Genomic DNA, 19834 nt, shown 5'->3' with positions numbered 1-19834 from the left:
AAATTTATTCCTCAGCTGTATCTATAGCAAATACAGGACTGCTCTTCTTCACTTTTTTAGACATGAAAAAGAACAGATTTCCAATCAAGCTACAAGTGAACATAGCAACACCTATAGGCACTAAATCTTTAGAATGAAATAACGCTATTAAGGTTCCAGAAACAAAACCTAATAAAAACCTGAAGATTCCTAAGGTAGCATTGGCTGAACCGCTAACTTCGGGATTTATATTAAGAATCAAAGCTGTTCCGTTACCAAAAACCAGACCTAAACTACCAACATAAAATACAATTAACACAAATACACTCCAGAAGGATACATTTCCAGACTGCACGGTTAAAAACAGTAGAAACCCTGCCAACAGCTGCATGTATAAACCAATGCGCAATAAGCGTTTAGGCTTGTAGAATTTAAGCAGATAGGTATTTAATAACGATAATAAGATGTTTAATAAAATGGTTGCGCCGAATATTAACGGGAAATGTGCCTGATCGACTTTAAAATATTCCAGATAAATAAAGGACGAACTGGTAATGAAAATATACAGTCCGGACACCGGAAAGCTAATTGCCATAAGCATAATCACCGATTTTCTATCGGACAAAAATACTTTGTACTTTCCTAATAATTCTTTTGTATTAAACCGTCTGGAGATTAACTTATCTTCTCTGGATTCCGGAATAAGCATATAAAATAGCGTAAACAGAATTACCGCCCAGATAAACAAAAATAAAAAGACGCCTTGCCATCCATTATAATGAATAATTACCGAGCCAAACACTGGAGCAAACAACGGTGCCAGCATCATAATCATGGTTGTGATCGTAATCAGTTTAGCTACTTTTTCGCCTTTATACCAATCACGAATAAACAAATTCGCTGTAACTGTTGCAAAACCACCGCCAAAAGCCTGAAGTATTCTTAGCGCCAAAACACCCTCTATTGCAGAACAAAATGGTATAGTTAGTGCTGAAAGTCCGTAAAGTGTAATTCCTGTTAAAGCAACAGGTTTACGCCCAAAAGCATCCGACAACGGACCTCCAAAAAAATTACCAATAGAAAACCCCAGAAAATATAAGGTAATAGTTAATTCTATCACATTAATATCTACGCCAAAAAATGTCGCCATAAGCGGCATGGCAGATAGATACGAATCAATTGCAAATGGCGACAATGCTATCAATGCCGCCAAAAACAAAATGATAATTTTACTATTACCCTTATTAACTCTAAACTTTTTCATTTGCAATATTTTCCCTTCGGAAGATGCAAAGGTAGTTCGGTATGCCAGTTTAATAGCAATTCAAAATTAGGTGAAAATGATACTTTTTAAGGTAGTTTTCTAAAAACTGAAGGTGTCACGCCTTCATTATTTTTAAAGAATTTAATAAAGTTGGTCGCTTCTTCAAACCCCATAATCATTGATATCTCTTCAATAGATTTTGTGGTTTGTACCAGTAAAGACTTGGCACGAAGCATCTGATAATTGGTTAAAATCTGTTTGGCCGAACGACCGTTAGCCCGCTTAGTACATTCCGATAAATAAATAGGAGTAATATTGAGCAAACTCGCATATTCGGCTATAGTTTTATACTTCCCGGTTTCCTCCAACAACAGCTCTTCAAAGGCATTGGTGAGCTCTTCGTAGCGCTTCAATTTCACATTACCCGATTCGCCTTTTAAAATGCGCTTCATGTAATTCAACAGAATATTTAAATACGATTGAATAATCTCAACGCATTGGGCTTCGTTATTTTCGAACTCACGATGCATTGCTTCCAGTAGCTGTTTGATATACTGCTTTTCGTCTTTACTAATTTTAAACGACGGTTTGGTATTTAGTTTAAAAAACGGAAACTCATGCTGTATATCGTACTGGTGACGTTTGGGCGTAAAAAACTTGGCTTTGAAAAACACTATGATACCTACCGGTTTTTCCTTACGAATTACCGAAAGCGATTGCATAGGCGACGTGAACATAATAGAATCACTTAAGTCATTCATCTTGGTATGCCCTACCTGCACTTCATTCTTATTCTCCTCGTAAAACGTAATCTCGAAAAACCTCTTGTAATGCGGAAAGGTCTCTACTGTTCGCGCATAATCTAAATCGTCAAACTTTAGAATAAAGAAATCTGGTGACACGCTTTTTTTGGTCACATGGAGTTCGGTAAGTAGATCGTCTATGGTATCGAATACCTTCATAGAGAGTTATTCTATTTTTATTTGGTACGCCTCCAAGAGTCCAGAAACGCCTTCCAAAGCAAATTTAGCACCTTTCATTTTATTATGCTCAGGATGAATTCGATAATTTGTTGCTTTTCTAAAATCGGTATGTTCTAAAATGCTATCTTGAAATGTCGCCTCTTTAAAATCGCAACCGTTAAACACCACCCCACTTAAATCGGACTCGGTAAAATCGACATGCACACATTTACTGTTAGTTATTCGGCTTGTTTTTAACCCCACCTGATAAAAGGAAGAATGATCGAGTATGCAGTCATCGATTTTAATCTCCAGAGCAAAGGTGTTACAATACTCAAAATGCAACCCAAGCATTTTACAATCCTTAAACTCCACATCCTGAAAACTGGTATGCGTAATATTAGCCGAACTTAAATTGCAGTCGATAAACTCACATTCCAGAAACTTAATTTCAGACATAAAACTCTCCGAAAAATTACAATTAATAAACCTACAGTAATCGTAATCACCTTTTGGCAATCGGTTTATTGTAAAATCCTGTTTTTCGAAAACTTCGTCTTCTGTGATATGCATTGATTAACTTTATAATTATGTTGATGACCAGTCATGGTATTTAGAGATGCTGAAATAAATTCAGCATGACAGGTATTATGTTTTTCGAAGATAACAAGAAATGCAATAAATGACTACTATCACTTTAAATAGATACTGAAACAAGTTCAGTATGACAACCTACTCCTACCCTTTTTCAATCACACTCAAGGACAAACGGATTTTAAAATAATCCATTTGCTCGTTAAAGTAATCGAAATACTGTTTTAAGGCACTGGGTGCATCCAGTTCTTTATAGGCTTTTTTTACCGCAGCCACTTCACTTTTGGTAACAAAATCGTAGATATTAATGGCTTTACCGTCTTTGTACAACTTGGCGATATGCGAATAAATGGTTGGCGCTTTAAGTTTGCGCTTTATCGATATTTCTTCAACAGACAGCCCTTGCTTATAAAGGTCGTAAGTTACCAAATGCGTATCGGTCTTTTTTGGTTTCTTTTGCTTCGACCCCATAAAATCGAGAATCTCGGCAATAAACTCATCACCGTATACCTCAAGCTTACGCCTACCAACTCCACTGATGCTTAAAAAGTCGTCTTCACTCATCGGGCGTTCGCGTTCAATTTCTTTTAGAGTAGCATCACTAAATACCAGATATGCCGGAATATTTTCTTCTAAAGCGATTTTATAACGCAACTGACGTAAACGCTCAAAAAGGCCAGAGCCTTTGGACTTGGCAACTTTACGTTCTCGGGTTGCTGGTTTTATTTCGGCAACTTCTATCGGTTTGGTTAAGGATACTTTAAGTCCTTCAAACAGCACTTTTTTAGAGAACTCGGTGAGATGTAAAGCGTTATTCTTATGAAAAGCGATTTCACAAAACCCTTGATTAATCAACTGAATAATATAATGCTGCCAGTCTTTCCATGCGATATCTTTACCTATACCAAAGGTTTTTAGCTGGGTATATCCTTTATCAAGCACTGCTGCATTATGCGAACCCCGCAATACGTCAATTACCATCCCAACGGCTTCGGTTTCTTTCAGGCGATAGATTGCAGACAGCGCCTTTTGAGCTATAATAGTTCCATCGAAAAACTGTGGCGGATTTTTACACACATCACAATTTCCACAATTCTCAGCCAGTAACTCCCCGAAGTAACTCAGTAATATTTTTCTTCGGCAGGTAGTCGCCTCAGCAAACTGCTTCATGCGTTCTATTTTAGCAACCTGAACTTCCTCATTAGAAGTACCGTTAGCAAAATTTCGTAACTGAATCACATCGGCATAACTATGAAATAACAAGGCATGCGATGTTAATCCGTCACGTCCGGCACGACCAATCTCCTGGTAGTAACCTTCTATATTTTTAGGCATATTATAATGCACTACCCAGCGCACATTCGATTTATCGATTCCCATCCCAAAAGCAACGGTAGCACAAACAATTTGTGTTTTATCGAAAATAAAATCTTCCTGCACTTTGCTACGCTCATCAAAATTCAGTCCGGCATGATAGGCCTTTGCTTTAATACCGTTGTTAGCGAGTTTATCTGCCAGTTGCTCAGTTGCTTTTCGGCTTAAACAGTACACAATTCCTGACTGATTGGGGCGTTTTCTAATAAATTTCACAATCTGTGACACCCGATTATCGGCAGGACGTACCTCCAGTGAAATATTGGTTCTATCGAACGACGAAATAAACTGTTTGGCGTGCTCAATTTGCAGCTGCTTTAAGATATCGTCGCGTGTCGCCTTATCGGCAGTCGCGGTTAAAGCAATAAAAGGCGTATTGGGTAAACTGGCTTTTAAAAAGCCCAACTGCTGGTAACTGGGACGAAAATCATGACCCCACGACGAGATACAATGCGCCTCGTCAATCGCCACACAGCTAATGTAGGTTTCCTTTAATATATTCTGTAAACCGGCTAAGCTTTCCGGTGCAACATAAAGCAGTTTTAACTGTTTATCAACCACCTGCCCCATAATGGCCTCCTGCTCTTCAGCACTCTGGCTACTGTTAAAAAACGACGCTTTAATACCGTTGGCATTTAAGCCGTCCACCTGATCTTTCATCAGGGCTATTAAAGGTGAAATGACCAACGTGACTCCCGGAAACGACAATGCCGGTAACTGAAAACATATCGATTTTCCGCCACCTGTAGGCATAATTACCAAACAATCCTGTTTGCTTAATACCGTTTCTACAATGTCTTTTTGCTGTGCACGGAAACTATCGTAACCAAAATAATGCTTCAGGTTCGATACCACCAGATTTTGAAGGTTTGTAATTTGCATGTAGCTATGTCGTGAAGAGACCTCTGTAAATAGCTTAGCCTACCACTCTCTAAGTTTATTCAATTCTTCCTGAGCCTCTAATTCTTTTTGAGGGATTACTTTTAAAAACGAAGGATGCTGTTCAATAGCATATTCAATTTTCTTTACAATGTCATCGGTAGTTTCGTTATCGTAATCAATCTCTAACGGCGCTTTAATTTCCATCGATTGCAGAATGTTCTTCTTTTTAATGCGTAATCCTTTTTTATCGAACGAACGGCGGAACCCATCAATAACAATAGGCACCACTACTGGTTTATAACGTTTTATAATATGGGCTGTTCCTTTACGAATAGGCTTAAATGGCGTGGTGGTTCCTTGCGGAAAGGTAATAACCCAACCATCGTCCAGAGCTTTACCTATATTCGAGATATCACTCATACGTACCTGGCGGTTTACATCTTTCCCTTCCGATCGCCATGTACGCTCGATACTTACCGACCCCACATAAGCTAACACCTTAGGTAGTAAACCGGCTTTCATAGTTTCTTTAGCCGCTACATAATAGATATTGAGCTTTGGATTCCACAGGTAGCCTACATTTTTTATAGAATCGACACGGCCACTCAAACTCGCGTTAAACACGTGAAACATAGCCACCACATCGGCGAAATAGGTCTGATGATTAGAAATAAACAGCACGTTTTTATCCGGCAGGTTTTTAATAATTTCAGAACCTTCAATTTGTAGTTCGTTAAATCCGCGAAAGCGCTGATGCGTCATTGCACCAAGTACACGAATTAACCACTTCTTTATAATAAGTATATGCCCAAACGGATTTTTCTTAAACAACCCCATAAAATCGTGCCTCAAATATATTTAGTTAGCAGCTACAAATGTAATAAATCTATTAAACTACCATGGCCGATTTTAATAAGTCTTTTACTTCACTGAGCATCATGGCAGTAGCTCCCCAAACCACATGATTATTTAGTTTAAAGGCAGGCACCTCAACTTCAGGACTATAAGACGTTTGTACGGTTTTAGCAATTACGTTGGTATCGTCCAGAAAATCACTTAAAGCCACCTCAATAAGTGCCTCGACTTCTTCATCCTGTTTTATAAACTGCGGTGTTTCATGACAAAATCCAATAAAAGGAAACACATAAAAGTTGCTTGGCGGAATATACACTTCGGTTAACTGGCGCAACACGTTAATACTGTGTTGTGGCACCCCTACCTCTTCAAAAGTTTCACGAACGGCAGCCGCTTCAATAGACGGATCGTCGTCTTCCAGCTTCCCGCCGGGAAAGCCTACCTGTGCCGAATGCACCCCTTTGTACGTCTTCCGTAAGATTAATATAATATGCGTGGTATACGATCTATCGGGGTAAAACAAAGCCATAACGCCAGCCTGCCGTGCCTGTTTTACAGCCTCACGTTCCAGGCGTAATTCTTCACGACGAAACGTAGGAACCATTTTAAACTGCGCAGATTCGGCTGGTAGTGGTATATTTTTTATTTTTGAAGCAACTAATAAAAATTCATCAAAATTCATACACTATGCGCTTTATCTTGTTTTTATGTCTTTCCTGTTTATTTCTGAATTGTGAAGATAAACAATCTAAACAAAAAAATAAGACCGAAGAACCGAAGACTGAAACTGTAGCCAAGAAATCCAATCAGGTTGAACCGGAAAAACGTAAGTATCCAAAGTTAACCGATAAGAATGCTATGGAGTTCTTTTTAAAATACGGTGAAGAGAACAAGGAAAATAAAGTGCGTATTTCTACCGACTTTGGAGACATCGACATTTTACTGTTTGAAGAAACCAAATACCACCGTGCCAATTTTATCTTTTTAACCAAACAGAAATACTTTAACAACACCCAGTTTTACCGAGTAATTGACAACTTTATGGTACAGGCTGGCGGTAGTGACGATATAGAAATAGGCCATAAACGTGCTGATATAGGGCGCTATTTATTACCTGCCGATACCAAGCGTGGTTTTAAACACGACCGTGGAGTGATTTCTATGCCTAGTAGCGATATTGATAATCCGCATAAACTGGCATCGCCATATGAGTTTTTTATTGTACAGCAACATGGCGGATCGCACTTTTTAGATGGTGATTTCTCTATTTTTGGTCGTGTAACTAAAGGCATGGAGGTGATTGACAAAATTGCTGCCGTAGACACCGATGATGCCGACTGGCCTTTGAAGAACATCTACATTCGTAATGTTGAGATTATAGAATAAGCTTTGATGACGGGTGACCGAAGACGGGTGACGGGTGACGAATGCAGGAAGTGTTAGCTGTCATGCTGAATTCATTTCAGCATCTTTACGACATCTTGTTTAACCCCTATAATCGAAGATTCAGCGTAGCTAAACCAGTTCAGGGTAACATAGTTTATTTTTATTCAAAATGAAATTATTCCCTTAATACCTTTACTTTTTTGCATTACCCAAAAAAGTAACAAACCCTTCGACTCCGCTCAGGACAGGCAGCTAGACTTCAAATACTGTCATGCTGAATTCGTTTCAGCATCTCTACTACATCTTGTTTAGCCCCTGAAACCAGTTCAGGGTGACAAAGTCATTTCCCGTCAAAAATCAGAAATAATGAGTGAAGGCATGGAACTGCGAAGCGTAGCTTCAGGCATGCAATGCCGGGAACGAGTGGTGCGTTAGCAATTTCCTAGTTTTTGACTTGATTTTTGGTTAAGCTACGCTTGCTACTTTCGTTCAAAGTATACTTTAAACTCAGTAATGAATCAAGTCAAAATGAACAAGCAAAGAACAAAAATGAAACCATTTGACACAATATGAGACAGAATGAGACGATTTGACACAGTTTGAGACAATTTGGGACTGAAGCCAAAAAAACAGGGGTTTTGTTGCAGTTTTGTTCGAGGTTTGTTCAGCTCTCGTTCAGGGTTATATTTTCTAAACACACCTTTAGCTGAACAAAACAGCTATAAAAGTGCTGTTAAACTGGAATAACATGGTGTTGTGTATTGTTAATAACTCTTGACAACTGTACGTAAGCAAGCATAAATAACCACAAAATTAATAGCGGACAAATTAAAATATAGAGAAATGCCCTGCGCATAACAGCAACTATTAAGTAATTGTTTGTTATTGTCTATTTTTAAGGTTTCATGCAACAAAATTATGTAAAACATTAAGGGCAAATCATATATATTTTATACTAATTGTTATTTTGATTAATTCAATAAAACTTATTGTTAATTTTTACTAATTTTGTAAAAAAACTCCCAAATTAATTATTCAGTATCCATGAAGTTAATTTCTCCAAAATTCCCCTACATATTATTAGTAGCTATAACACTTTTGAATTTATTAAACTGCACATATGATTTTTCTGAAGATTATTTCGAAAAAATTAAAGTATATGAGCCTAATGTAATTGTAAAATTAAATGGCTTTACAAATGAAGAAGAAACACATGCCTCTAAAGTTGTAAAATATGCAATTACAGGCTTTGTAAGTAATGAGTTTGAAATGGTGGTAAAAGTTAATGACAAGGAAATATATAGGAGCTATGACAAAACAGGTGAATTTTACTTATATGTTGACGAGCTTGACGATGGCAAGCATAATTTAACAATTGAATATCTATTCCCTACCAATTCAGGAAGTTTAGCCAATGTTTTGGATGCTGAGTTTTATACTGGAGGCGCAGCTTATGTTTTTAATCTAGATAAAACATTGGCTACTCCATTAGGTATAGACTCCATAAATATTATTGAAGGATCTATTTATATTAATTTAAACCCTATTGTTGACTATAATTTTGTAGATGCTTTTTTAGTTATTAAAAATGAAAATGATTACATTATAGAAGAACGCCCTATTTCGCAAGAAGACTTGACAGACTTAGTTATACATGATGACAAAACGATTATTTACAACCCTAGTTACGCAATTAAAATTAAAAATGCATTTAGAGAAGATATCTCTGACTTTGTTTTACTTCCTACCGCTAAGATGAATTTCATTTTAGAGTATGTAAATTATTATGATCGTAAAATGACTTATAATGCACATCCGTTTTATGGTAATTTTGACACCATAATTATGGAATATTATGACGCTAATAACGGAGGAAACAAATACCATAGTATCAATCCATTGGGCGACGAAGTCATAATCCATCACAACTTTGGATGGTATACAAATATTAGCATCTACTATCCGATTCTAAAATTTTACAAAAATGGTATACAAATTGAGAGAATTGCAGATATAGATCATAAATTTCAAAACCTTTAGTAACACTTCAATTTACCATCTTGAAAAATAAGATAAATTTCAAGATTTAACCTTATATATTTCAATGAAATTATTTTTCTCCCCTAACAGTTGTGACATTAAAACAGGCATTTGTAAAACTGCGAATAAAAAAAAGATTCTCTTTTTTTTCCTCTTAACATTTGCATACCTAAATTTCACAAATGTCGAAGCACAAAATAATATATTAGGGATAGTTGAAATAAACTACAATACATTTTCACACAATAATTTGAGAGATTTTCAACAAGAACTTTCAGACGATATTAATGAAGTAGATTTACGTATTAATGATGATTTTGGGGCTAATATTGGGTATTCAATTGGAATAAAAGTAGAAGAGATTAACACACAGTTTTTTGCTTCCTATAATTCTACAGGTGGTAAATCATCATATTCAGATTATTCGGGTACTGTAAGGTTAACACAACTTTTAAAAGCCTATACTGTAGGAGCAGAATATCAATTTAAATTATCAAAAGAGAATAGCAAAACAATGTTCTACTTTGGAACTAGAGGTTTCTTCAATTACTCTCATCTAGACTTAGAAAGCTATTCAAAGATTTCAGACAATGTATCTCGTGAATCTATTGATTTCAACTCAATTGATATTGGGGTTGGATTCCGATTTATATATGACATTCCAATTTCAATTGCAAAATTAAGACTGAATATGGGTTATGATTTAGTGATGGGTGGAGATTTAAAATTCAAAGACAACAGAGATTATTCTTTAGAGGACGACCAAGGAGATAGAGTTCGAACTGGATGGAGTGGATTTAGATCTGGTATTGGAATTGTTATCCCTTTGTAATAGCAATTATTTAAGTAAGTAAAACTATAACTTTATAAAAAATGAAACCGTCCTATTTTTGGGAAGCTTACAAATTAGTTACCCTTGAAAAGATTGTTTCACTCTGCTATCGCTTCGTTCGCAATGACGATTCTGAAATTAGTTCTCTAATCCCTATAAATATTTGGTAAGGCAATTTTAAAACGCACCGCCAGTAATCGCGTGGCAATAATAATGACCCCCGAGGCTATAAACACGATTTTGTGATCTAACGATAAAGCACCTAAAGTAAAATACGCCATACCCCCCATAATACAACAGGTGGCATAAATGGTTTCGCGCCTAAACACTACGGGTATTTCGTTACATAAAATATCGCGTATTACCCCACCAAAACAGGCCGTCATGGTTCCTAAGGCTATACAAAGTATGGGGTGCAAATGTAACTCCACACCTTTTTCTAAACCAACTAAAGTATACAACCCTATACCAATGGCATCAAACAGCAATAAGGAGGTACGTAAATAGTTAAGTTTACTGCGAAACCCAATGGCAAAAATTGTGGAAGCGATAATCACATAGGTATACGTCAGGTCGTTCATCCAGCTTACCGGCGTATACCCAATGAGTAAATCTCGCAGGGTACCCCCACCTACCGAAGTGACAAAGGCAATAATAAAAATACCAAACACATCCATTCGCTTATCGAACGCCACTAAGGCGCCGGAAATGGCAAAGGCAATGGTTCCTAAAATGTCAATTATGTACAGCATTACATGTTTTGGGTATAAAAGTTATAATCTTTTAAAATCACATCAATAAACTCCATATCGGTTTTTTGTTTCACGTCTTTAATGCCTACTACTTCAACTAGTTTTTTACGCAAACGAATCAACGTCTGATAATCGCGTGTCGCCTTGGCCTGTGTAAAAGTTTCTTTAATAATGCGGGCATCATTATCGCTAAGTTTAATCACGTTCGGGTAGGTTGGTACATAATCGGCTTTCAACTCCTCCAGAATGGTGTGGTTAATGTTTATATTTTCCTTTAGGCTAATAACCGCCGTACCTGCCGCCATATCGCCCAGACGTTGCGACTTTTTATTGAGGATCATTACAAAAAAACCAAGTCCGAAGATAAAGACATCGACAATTCTAAAAAACCAGCGCACCACATAATCGGACAAGGACGCCTGATAGCCATCAATCTTCACCACTTTAATCTTTAGTGCTTTTTTACCAAGGGTTTGCCCTTGTAACGTCGACTCTAAAGCAAGGGTATAAAACATCACCGGAAAACTTAACACCGTGTTAATGGCAATCTGCGACCATCGGTCCATACCATTAAACACGCCAAACCCCTGACTTAAAATTAGAAAATATCCTATTTTAATAGCCCAATCAATGCCATATGCCAGCAAACGCTCTCCGGTACCGGCGGCATTGAAATTTATTTTCACATTTTGGGTCGTGTTAATTTGTAACTCTGACATTTTATATTTTAATTTATCTCCTATATGAGAGAAGTTTCATTCATCAAGCAAAATAAAGAAAAATGGTTAGCTTTCGAAAAAGCCATCTTTAATAATGACTTTAAAGATGCAGACGAACTGGCTTCTCAATACATTCATGTAATTAACGATCTGGCTTACGCACAAACCTATTACCCCAAAAGTAAGGTAATTGTTTATTTAAACCAGCTGGCCGCCAAAGCTTTTCAGAAAATTTATAAAACCAAGCGCGAAGACAGCAATCGTCTGGTGAGTTTCTGGAAAACCGAAGTGCCTTTAATCTGCTACCAGTACCGCAAGTTTATTTATGTGGCCTTCATCACCTTTTTTGCCTTTACCTTTATTGGAGCCATATCGGCTGCTAACGACGGTGAGTTTGTGCGTTCTATTCTGGGCGACGATTACGTAAACATGTCTATTGAAAATATTGAAGCTGGCGATCCCGTAGCTGTGTATAAAAGCGGAAGTAACTGGGGGAGTTTTATTGGTATTACCATAAACAACCTGAAAGTAGGTATCATATCGTTTATTCTTGGCGTGTTTGGAGGGATTGGTACCATATACATCCTGTTCAAAAACTGCATCATGCTGGGCTCGTTTCAGTATTTCTTTTACGAAAAAGACGTGTTCTGGGAGAGTGTGCGCGGTATCTGGATACATGGCGCTATGGAGATTTTCGCCATCGTTATTGAAGCCGCTGCCGGACTGATTCTTGGGGCGAGCATTCTGTTCCCGAATACCTATAGCCGTATGACCTCGTTTAAACAAGGGGCTAAAACCGGTGTGAAGATTCTCATCAGTACGTTTCCGTTTACCTTTTCGGCAGGCTTTCTGGAAGGTTTTATTACCCGTTACAGCAACATCATGCCTCATTGGCTGTCGGTAGGCATTATCCTTACCACTTTAAGTATCATCACCTACTACTACCTGATATATCCGTTTAAAATTCAGAAACAAATTACCCAAAGCCCCATATTGAATCGCCCTTGATATTAAAACAATTACATATTTACCTCCTGCTTATTTTGATGCTTTTCAGCCTTCAAACCGCTACAGGATTACCTGTACAGGAGCCGCAACAGGAACGTCAGTTTGATGAAAACTTCAAAGACCGTTACGACAGTGATACCTTTAACTATGAAGGTATTGATATGGTAGGCCATACAGAGGAAGGTTCAGGTGAATATGTAGATTATAAAGAGCAAAAGGTTAAGGTTAAAGAACAGAATAACGACAATTTCCTGAACATGAATTTAGGGCCACTGCGCTTTATATTCTACATCGCTATTGCATTAGCCGTAATTGCTTTGGTATACGTGTTATTTAAGGAAGGTGGCAATGGCTGGTTTCAGTCGAAACAAAACCGAAACATTGCACATCATCAGGAGATTACTTCCGAAAATATTGAGCATACCGACATTAGTCTATTGATTAAACAAGCCGAAGACCTTGGCGACTACCGACTGGCTATTCGTTATTTCTACCTGCTGGTATTGAAAAATCTGAGCTTAAAAAACCATATTAAGTTTGAAGACGATAAGACCAATAGCGAGTACCTGAATGAAATGAGTAACACTCCCTTCAGTGATAACTTTGCCTATACCTCCTATTTATACAACTACATCTGGTATGGTAAGTTTCCGGTAAACGAAGCGCAGTACAACAAAGCCAAAGGCAATTTTACAACCCTGTTAAACCTGGTGAAATAATGAAGAAAGTCTTACCATTTATCCTCATTATTGTCGTGCTGATCATTACTGCATCGGTTATGCTTTCGGTTCGCACCACTAAAGTAGTAGACTGGGAAGAATCGTTTAACGAAAAAAGCAACAAACCCTACGGCGTAAGTATTCTGTATAAGGAATTACCGAACCTGTTTAAAGATAAAAAGATTAGAACGGTGTACCATCAGCCGGCGAGTTACCTCAGTGTAAATAGCGAAGACGGTAACGGCAAACATATTGCCAAGGGGACATTTATGATTATTGGTAATTCTGATTATTTACTAGACGATTCCATTAATGAACTGATGCGTTTTGTGAGCGATGGCAACACCCTGTTTATTTCCGATTATGTGTATCCGCAAAAAATACACGACACCCTACAAATTGATATCGATTATATCGCCAACGAAAAAGATAGTATTTCGTATTTGTCTTTTGAAAACCGACAGTTAAAATCAACCAAGATAGATAGAAACGAAGGCGACAACTATTTCTCCGGTTTCGATTCCATAAATTGTAAAATTCTGGGCTATTCAAAGATTGACTATAAACACGTAAATTTTATTGAAGTGCCTTTTGGAAATGGTCATGTATTCCTTCATACCGAACCAAAGATTTTTACCAATTACAACCTGTTAAAGGAAGAGCGCTACCAGTATGTGGAGGATGTCCTCTCCTATTTACCGGATGCCGATCTTTACTTTGACTCGTATACCAAGATTCAGAAAAACTATTACGGTGAGGTGGAGAAAACCTCTAACCTCAGTTGGTTTTTAGAGCAAACTGCCTTCCGATGGGCCTGGTATACCGCACTCATCTTTACATTACTGTTCATGATTTTTAATGCCAAACGACGCCAACGCGTGATTAAAATCATCAAACCTTTACAAAATACCACAGTGGCCTTTGTGAAAACGGTTTCTAATTTATATTTTGAAACACAAGATCACAAAAACCTGATTGACAAAAAAATAACGTACTTTTTAGAAAAAGTAAGAAGCGATTATAATATCAATACCGATACGCTTGACGATGAATTTGTTACCAAGTTAGCTTCGAAATCGGGAAAGAAAAAAGAGGATATTAAACCGCTGATTAAATACATTAATTGGCTACGAACGAAAAGCGAATTTTTTGAAGAAAACCTAATCAAGTTAAACAGGCATATCGAAGCCTTTTACAACAACTAATTATGGAAGAAAACACACAACCCCAAGACCACAGCGACTTTTTACCAAAACAAGACGCGAACATAGCAACAGAAAATACCGATAATACAGAAGCTGATGGCTTAGAGTTTCAAAACCGCTTAGACCTATCGGAATTACAAAACAGTGTGCAAAACATTAAAGCCGAAGTGGGTAAAGTTATTGTTGGGCAAAAAGACATGGTAGATATGCTGATTGCTTCACTATTAGCCAAAGGACATGCCTTAATTGAAGGGGTTCCTGGGGTTGCCAAAACGGTAACAGCAAAGCTTTTAGCCAAATCATTAAGTGTTGGGTTTAGTCGTATACAGTTCACGCCCGATTTAATGCCAAGTGACATTTTAGGAACCTCGGTATTTAATTTAAAAGTTTCGGAGTTTGAGTTTAAGAAAGGCCCTATTTTCTCGAATATGATTTTAATTGACGAGATTAACCGTGCCCCAGCCAAAACACAGGCGGCGTTGTTTGAAGTGATGGAAGAGCAACAAATAACTATTGATGGGAATAAATACAGTTTGGATGCACCGTTTATAGTGTTGGCGACGCAAAACCCTGTAGAACAAGAAGGCACCTACCGTTTACCTGAAGCGCAGTTAGACCGATTCCTTTTTAAAATAGATGTGGATTACCCGAATCTGGAAGAGGAAATTGAAATACTGATCCGTGAGCACGACTTAAAAGAAAAAGAGAAAACAGCAACAATTACTTCCTTCTTAACCGCGGAACAAATTGTAACATATCAGAACTTGGTGAGTCAGGTGCTTGTTGAGCAACACTTATTACAATACATCGCCGAACTGATTGTAGCTACGCGTAACAATCCGTTTTTATATCTGGGCGCTTCACCTAGAGCTTCTATAGCCATACTAAAAGCTAGTAAAGCCTTTGCTGCGATGTCTGGTCGTGATTTTGTAACACCTGAAGATATTAAACGTGCTTCTGTTCCTGTGTTACACCACCGTGTGATTGTAACGCCAGAACGCGAAATGGAAGGCGTTACCAGCAAGCAAATCATCAAACAAATTATTGAAACGGTAGAAATCCCAAGGTAATAACTCACTTAACCTCAAACTTATGTTTAAAAATGTATTTTCATCAGAAGGAAGAATAAGAAGATTAGAATATGGATTATCCTATTTAGTCTACAGTATATTAACCTTCATCGCGCAGTTCACTTTACTTTATTTTGAAATTGATAATGCTGAATTATTAAGCTACATAGTTATAATACCCGCATTTATAGTGTTATGTATTCAAGGTGCTAAGCGCTGCCATGACCGAGGGAATAGTGGGTGGTATCAACTAATTCCGTTTTATAGTTTGTGGATGCTTTTTGGAGATAGTGATTACGGACCTAATGAATACGGACCAAACCCTAAAGGTTTAGGCAATCATGAATCGATTGATGAAATTGGAAAAACTGTAGAAATCTAAACATATAGCATGAAATTCTTTAAACCCTTTTACATACAACCTCGTTTTTTCTATGCTGGTATTGGCATGGTCGTGTTATTTGGTTTAAGTTATTTCATTCCTGTATTATTCAATATTGCACAGTTATCTATTTTAGTGCTAGTCCTATTATTTGTGATTGATTTCATTACGATTTTCATCGGAACACATAAAATTGAAGCCTCACGCATACTTCCGGACAAGTTCTCCAACGGTGATAATAATACGGTCAACCTTCAAATAAAAAACAACTACCCGATTTCGGTTCATCTGGAAATTATTGATGAAATCCCTGAGCAGTTTCAAAAGCGTGATTTTAAAATTAAACATCGTGTTGCACCAAGGCGCTCAAAAAACATCAGTTACCAATTACGCCCAACCGAACGTGGCGAATATCATTTTGGGAGTTTAAATGTTTATGCGACCTCAGTTTTAAATCTGGTGGCCAAGCGCTTCACCTTTAGTAGTGATGCTATGGTGCCCACCTACCCGAGTTTTAAGCAACTAAAAAAGTTCGAACTATTAAATATCAATCAAAACTCCTTAGAATACGGCTTAAAGAAAGTGCGCCGTCTGGGACACACCATGGAATTTGAGCAGATTAAAGACTATGTTTTAGGAGATGATTTACGTACCATTAACTGGAAAGCCACTGCCAAGAGAAACCAGCTTATGGTAAATCAGTTTCAGGACGAAAAATCGCAACCGGTATATTCTATTATTGATAAAGGGCGTATTATGAAAATGCCGTTTGATGGTTTAAGTCTGTTAGATTATGCCATTAATGCCAGTCTTGTAATTAGTAATGTGGTATTGAAAAAACATGATAAAGCGGGTATGTTATCATTTTCCAAACGCATAGACAATGTGGTAGTAGCCGAACGTCGCAGTTCACAAATGCAACTGATTCTTGAAGCGCTTTACAACGTCAACACCGATTTCTTTGAAAGCGATTTCAGCAGATTGTATGCCAATATAAAACGTCATATTACAAACCGTAGTTTGCTGTTAATGTATACGAACTTTGAAACGATGGATGGCTTAAACAGACAGTTACCTTACCTTAAAGCCATTGCCAAGAGTCATGTGTTGGTGGTGATTTTCTTTAAAAATACAGAGCTGGACACCTTAATAAAAACCAAATCCGAAACCGTACAGCAGGTTTACGATAAAGTGATTGCTGAAAAGTTTGATTTTGAAAAACGCCTGATTGTTAACGAACTAAAAAAATACGGTATCTACTCCATATTAACCACCCCAGAAAACTTAACCATCGATACCATTAATAAATATCTGGAAATAAAGTCACGAGGCTTATTATAACATTCGGTTTTCACAATTCATCAGGTTAAATCTACAACTGAGTCACTTCTTTTATAATTACTCCCGTTCATTACAGACTTTTGAAACATAAACCAATACAAAAGTCATTATGAAAACTATTTCAACACTTATTTTATTAGCGCTTTTTACCACATTAAGTTATGGTCAGGAAAAGGATTTAGGACACGATATTACCGTAACCATTGATAATGTTACCTCCAACGACGGACATGTCTTACTAGGATTACACACCAAAGACACTTTTATGAAAGGCCACGGGATTCAAAGCCTAAAAAGCAAAATTGAGGATGGCAAAGTTAAAGTGACCTTTAAAAATGTTACCCCTGGCGACTATGCTATCATGGCATTACATGATAAAAATGATAATGAACGTATGGACTTTGATTCCTGCGGTATGCCTCAGGAGCCTTATGGCATGTCTAACAACCCGATGAACTTTGGTCCGCCGCAGTTTCATTTGGCACAATTTAAAGTAACTGATGACAATTTAAACCTTGCTATTCGATTTTAGTTATGAAAATAAAAAGCCCTCAATATTTTGAGGGCTTTGCAATATAATCAATCTAAAATCTGATAGTTTAGCTTAACCAAGCTTTCATCATCCAAACTGTTTTTTCCTGCTCGGTAATAAAATCACTCATCATCGAGTTTGTACCTTCATCATTTGCATCGCCAGATTTATCTAAAATATCACGCTCTATTTTAAGTAATCCCGATAACGAATCAACAATTAATATCACTGCCTTTTCGTCCTGAGATATGTTTTTACCAACCGGTACTTGTGCATGAGCCGAATAATCTTCAAATGTATGGTATGGTGTTTCTCCTAATGTTAAAATACGCTCGGCTATCTCATCAACCTTTGCATTGGCATCGGTATACAACTCTTCGAATTTCACGTGTAAATCAAAAAAACGTTTCCCTTTTATATTCCAGTGAATCCCTCTAAGATTCTGATAGTAAATCTGAAAATTCGCCAATAAATGGTTTAAATCGTTTGCTAATTCTTTTGCTTTTACGGTATCTAAACCAATACTATTTAATGCCATATTTTTATTATTTAATTATATGTTTTGTTTTATTTACTACAAATTTAATCTATAAATAAGGTTACAAAGAATAAATTTTATTGATAGTTTTTATATCTTTATAGCCTAAATTGATACCAATGACAATTACACAATTATACTATGTTTTGGCGGTGGCCGAAAACCAGAATTTTACTAAAGCAGCCGAAAAATGCTTTGTAACACAACCTACTCTAAGTATGCAAATACAAAAGCTGGAAGATGAATTATCTATTCAGATTTTTGATCGCAGCAAAAAACCTATCGAGCTCACCGATGTTGGTAATAAAATAGTAACCCAAGCTCGAAATATTGTTAACGAATCTTACAGAATACAAGATATTGTCGATCAGCAAAAGGGCTATATTGGTGGAGAATTTAAATTAGGCATCATTCCAACAGTAATGCCTACCCTTCTGCCAATGTTTTTAAAAAACTTCATAAAAAAACATCCAAAAGTTAAACTTAAGATTGAAGAGCTAACTACTGATGAAATAATTGCACGTATTAAAGACGGTCATTTAGATGCAGCCATTGCTGCAACACCTCTAGAAGACAATGCTATAAAAGAACGCGTGTTGTACTACGAACCATTTGTTTCTTATATTCCTAAAAATCATAAACTACATACCAACAAAAAAATTGATATCTCTGAATTGGATGTGAATGATATGCTATTATTGGAGGACGGACATTGTTTTAGAGATGGGGTTTTAAACCTGTGCAAAGCCTTAAAAACACAGCCTGAAGAACAATTTCAATTAGAAAGTGGTAGTATTGAAACCTTAATAAAGCTCTCTGATGAAGGCTTAGGAATGACCCTGCTTCCCTACTTACACACCTTAGACATTAATGAAAAAGAAAAAGACAATTTACACTACTTTAAAGAACCATCGCCAGCCCGTGAAGTGAGTTTAATTTACCATAAAAGTGAGTTAAAAATGCAGATAATAGAGGCCTTACAAGATGTAATTCTTGGTGTGGTTCGAGGAGCCATCGCCTTTCAGGACGTACAAATTATAAGTCCGTTAGCATCCGGTAAAAAATAAAAAAAGGCGACCAATTATGGTCGCCTTTTTTTATGGTTTTAAGTATACCAGACACTGATTTAATTCTGGATTTTGCTGTATTAGAGACTGTATAAAAACCTTGAGCTCTTCTAACTCATAAGGTAATAAACGTTCAACAGCCTTTTGTACTTCTTTGCAAAACAAATTAGCATCAAAACTAACTTTATTCAGTATAGTTTTCGTATACTCTAGCATTGCTCTTGCCATGATTTATTAGGGATTTTAAGTTTCTATTTTGAAAGTAGATGTGTTTTATAGGCATTAAATTAAACTTTATTTAAAACACTTAAAAATAATAAAAAAAAGAATATA

At 36.9% G+C, this 19834-nt stretch carries 21 protein-coding genes; 11 read left to right on the top strand and 10 right to left on the bottom strand.

Annotated features, from left to right (window positions below):
- Positions 1–4 precede the first annotated feature (4 nt).
- The 6 genes from RBH94_RS10375 to RBH94_RS10350 form a co-directional block, all read right to left on the bottom strand.
- Positions 5–1243 (bottom strand): multidrug effflux MFS transporter, encoded by a 1239-nt coding sequence (locus RBH94_RS10375; protein WP_307880833.1) that lies wholly within the window; start codon positions 1241–1243, stop codon positions 5–7.
- An 86-nt stretch (positions 1244–1329) separates the two neighbouring features.
- Positions 1330–2205 carry an AraC family transcriptional regulator gene (locus RBH94_RS10370; protein WP_307880832.1) on the bottom strand — a complete coding sequence of 292 codons (876 nt, stop codon included), beginning with the start codon at positions 2203–2205 and terminating at the stop codon, positions 1330–1332.
- A 6-nt stretch (positions 2206–2211) separates the two neighbouring features.
- Positions 2212–2778, bottom strand: a complete 567-nt coding sequence (locus tag RBH94_RS10365; RefSeq protein WP_307880831.1) for a pentapeptide repeat-containing protein — start codon at positions 2776–2778, stop codon at positions 2212–2214.
- A gap of 165 nt (positions 2779–2943) precedes the next feature.
- A complete protein-coding gene (recQ, locus tag RBH94_RS10360) occupies positions 2944–5055 on the bottom strand; it encodes a DNA helicase RecQ (protein ID WP_307880830.1) in 2112 nt (703 codons plus the stop codon).
- Between the two features lie 39 nt (positions 5056–5094).
- On the bottom strand, positions 5095–5892 hold the full coding sequence (locus RBH94_RS10355; protein WP_307883157.1) for a 1-acyl-sn-glycerol-3-phosphate acyltransferase: 798 nt from the start codon (positions 5890–5892) through the stop codon (positions 5095–5097).
- Between the two features lie 52 nt (positions 5893–5944).
- Positions 5945–6592 (bottom strand): CoA pyrophosphatase, encoded by a 648-nt coding sequence (locus RBH94_RS10350; protein ID WP_307880829.1) that lies wholly within the window; start codon positions 6590–6592, stop codon positions 5945–5947.
- Positions 6593–6597: 5 nt separating this feature from the next.
- On the opposite strand from RBH94_RS10350, the gene RBH94_RS10345 reads away from it, so the two are divergent.
- The 3 genes from RBH94_RS10345 to RBH94_RS10335 all read left to right on the top strand — a co-directional run bounded on the left by RBH94_RS10345 (position 6598) and on the right by RBH94_RS10335 (position 10168).
- Positions 6598–7296, top strand: a complete 699-nt coding sequence (locus RBH94_RS10345; protein WP_188224517.1) for a peptidylprolyl isomerase — start codon at positions 6598–6600, stop codon at positions 7294–7296.
- Between the two features lie 1044 nt (positions 7297–8340).
- Positions 8341–9336, top strand: coding sequence for a hypothetical protein (locus tag RBH94_RS10340; RefSeq protein WP_307880828.1), 996 nt, complete (start codon positions 8341–8343; stop codon positions 9334–9336).
- 250 nt (positions 9337–9586) lie between these two features.
- Positions 9587–10168 carry a hypothetical protein gene (locus tag RBH94_RS10335; protein ID WP_307880827.1) on the top strand — a complete coding sequence of 194 codons (582 nt, stop codon included), beginning with the start codon at positions 9587–9589 and terminating at the stop codon, positions 10166–10168.
- A gap of 146 nt (positions 10169–10314) precedes the next feature.
- Here RBH94_RS10335 and RBH94_RS10330 read toward each other — a convergent pair whose 3' ends face one another.
- Both RBH94_RS10330 and RBH94_RS10325 read right to left on the bottom strand, forming a co-directional pair.
- A complete protein-coding gene (locus RBH94_RS10330; RefSeq protein ID WP_307880826.1) occupies positions 10315–10920 on the bottom strand; it encodes a trimeric intracellular cation channel family protein in 606 nt (201 codons plus the stop codon).
- On the bottom strand, positions 10920–11639 hold the full coding sequence (locus RBH94_RS10325; RefSeq protein WP_307880825.1) for an RDD family protein: 720 nt from the start codon (positions 11637–11639) through the stop codon (positions 10920–10922). Before RBH94_RS10325 ends, RBH94_RS10330 begins: the two co-directional genes overlap by 1 nt.
- 24 nt (positions 11640–11663) lie before the next feature.
- Between RBH94_RS10325 and RBH94_RS10320 the strand changes: the two genes are divergently transcribed.
- From RBH94_RS10320 to RBH94_RS10290, 7 genes are all read left to right on the top strand, one after another.
- The gene (locus tag RBH94_RS10320; RefSeq protein ID WP_307880824.1) at positions 11664–12647 is read left to right on the top strand and encodes a stage II sporulation protein M; all 984 of its coding nucleotides are present in this window, start codon (positions 11664–11666) and stop codon (positions 12645–12647) included.
- A gap of 38 nt (positions 12648–12685) precedes the next feature.
- The gene (locus RBH94_RS10315; protein WP_307880823.1) at positions 12686–13366 is read left to right on the top strand and encodes a hypothetical protein; all 681 of its coding nucleotides are present in this window, start codon (positions 12686–12688) and stop codon (positions 13364–13366) included.
- Positions 13366–14571, top strand: coding sequence for a DUF4350 domain-containing protein (locus tag RBH94_RS10310; RefSeq protein ID WP_307880822.1), 1206 nt, complete (start codon positions 13366–13368; stop codon positions 14569–14571). Before RBH94_RS10315 ends, RBH94_RS10310 begins: the two co-directional genes overlap by 1 nt.
- 2 nt (positions 14572–14573) lie before the next feature.
- On the top strand, positions 14574–15641 hold the full coding sequence (locus RBH94_RS10305; protein ID WP_307880821.1) for a MoxR family ATPase: 1068 nt from the start codon (positions 14574–14576) through the stop codon (positions 15639–15641).
- A gap of 22 nt (positions 15642–15663) precedes the next feature.
- Positions 15664–16023 (top strand): DUF805 domain-containing protein, encoded by a 360-nt coding sequence (locus RBH94_RS10300; RefSeq protein WP_307880820.1) that lies wholly within the window; start codon positions 15664–15666, stop codon positions 16021–16023.
- 9 nt (positions 16024–16032) lie between these two features.
- Positions 16033–17364 carry a DUF58 domain-containing protein gene (locus RBH94_RS10295; RefSeq protein ID WP_307880819.1) on the top strand — a complete coding sequence of 444 codons (1332 nt, stop codon included), beginning with the start codon at positions 16033–16035 and terminating at the stop codon, positions 17362–17364.
- A 109-nt stretch (positions 17365–17473) separates the two neighbouring features.
- Positions 17474–17896 carry a DUF2141 domain-containing protein gene (locus RBH94_RS10290; RefSeq protein WP_307880818.1) on the top strand — a complete coding sequence of 141 codons (423 nt, stop codon included), beginning with the start codon at positions 17474–17476 and terminating at the stop codon, positions 17894–17896.
- Between the two features lie 67 nt (positions 17897–17963).
- On the opposite strand, the gene RBH94_RS10285 is transcribed toward RBH94_RS10290, so the two are convergent.
- The gene (locus RBH94_RS10285) at positions 17964–18434 is read right to left on the bottom strand and encodes a Dps family protein (RefSeq protein WP_307880817.1); all 471 of its coding nucleotides are present in this window, start codon (positions 18432–18434) and stop codon (positions 17964–17966) included.
- A gap of 119 nt (positions 18435–18553) precedes the next feature.
- Here RBH94_RS10285 and RBH94_RS10280 point away from each other — a divergent pair, with 119 nt between their 5' ends.
- Positions 18554–19501, top strand: coding sequence for a hydrogen peroxide-inducible genes activator (locus tag RBH94_RS10280; protein WP_307880816.1), 948 nt, complete (start codon positions 18554–18556; stop codon positions 19499–19501).
- A gap of 30 nt (positions 19502–19531) precedes the next feature.
- On the opposite strand, the gene RBH94_RS10275 is transcribed toward RBH94_RS10280, so the two are convergent.
- Positions 19532–19729 carry a hypothetical protein gene (locus tag RBH94_RS10275; protein ID WP_188224504.1) on the bottom strand — a complete coding sequence of 66 codons (198 nt, stop codon included), beginning with the start codon at positions 19727–19729 and terminating at the stop codon, positions 19532–19534.
- Between the last annotated feature and the right edge of the window lie 105 nt (positions 19730–19834).

The sequence above is a fragment of the Aestuariibaculum sp. YM273 genome, assembly GCF_030908365.1.
GTDB classification, from domain to species: domain Bacteria; phylum Bacteroidota; class Bacteroidia; order Flavobacteriales; family Flavobacteriaceae; genus Aestuariibaculum; species Aestuariibaculum marinum.
The sequence above is the reverse complement of the archived record's forward strand: the minus strand, read 5'-3'. Positions and strand labels throughout refer to the sequence as shown.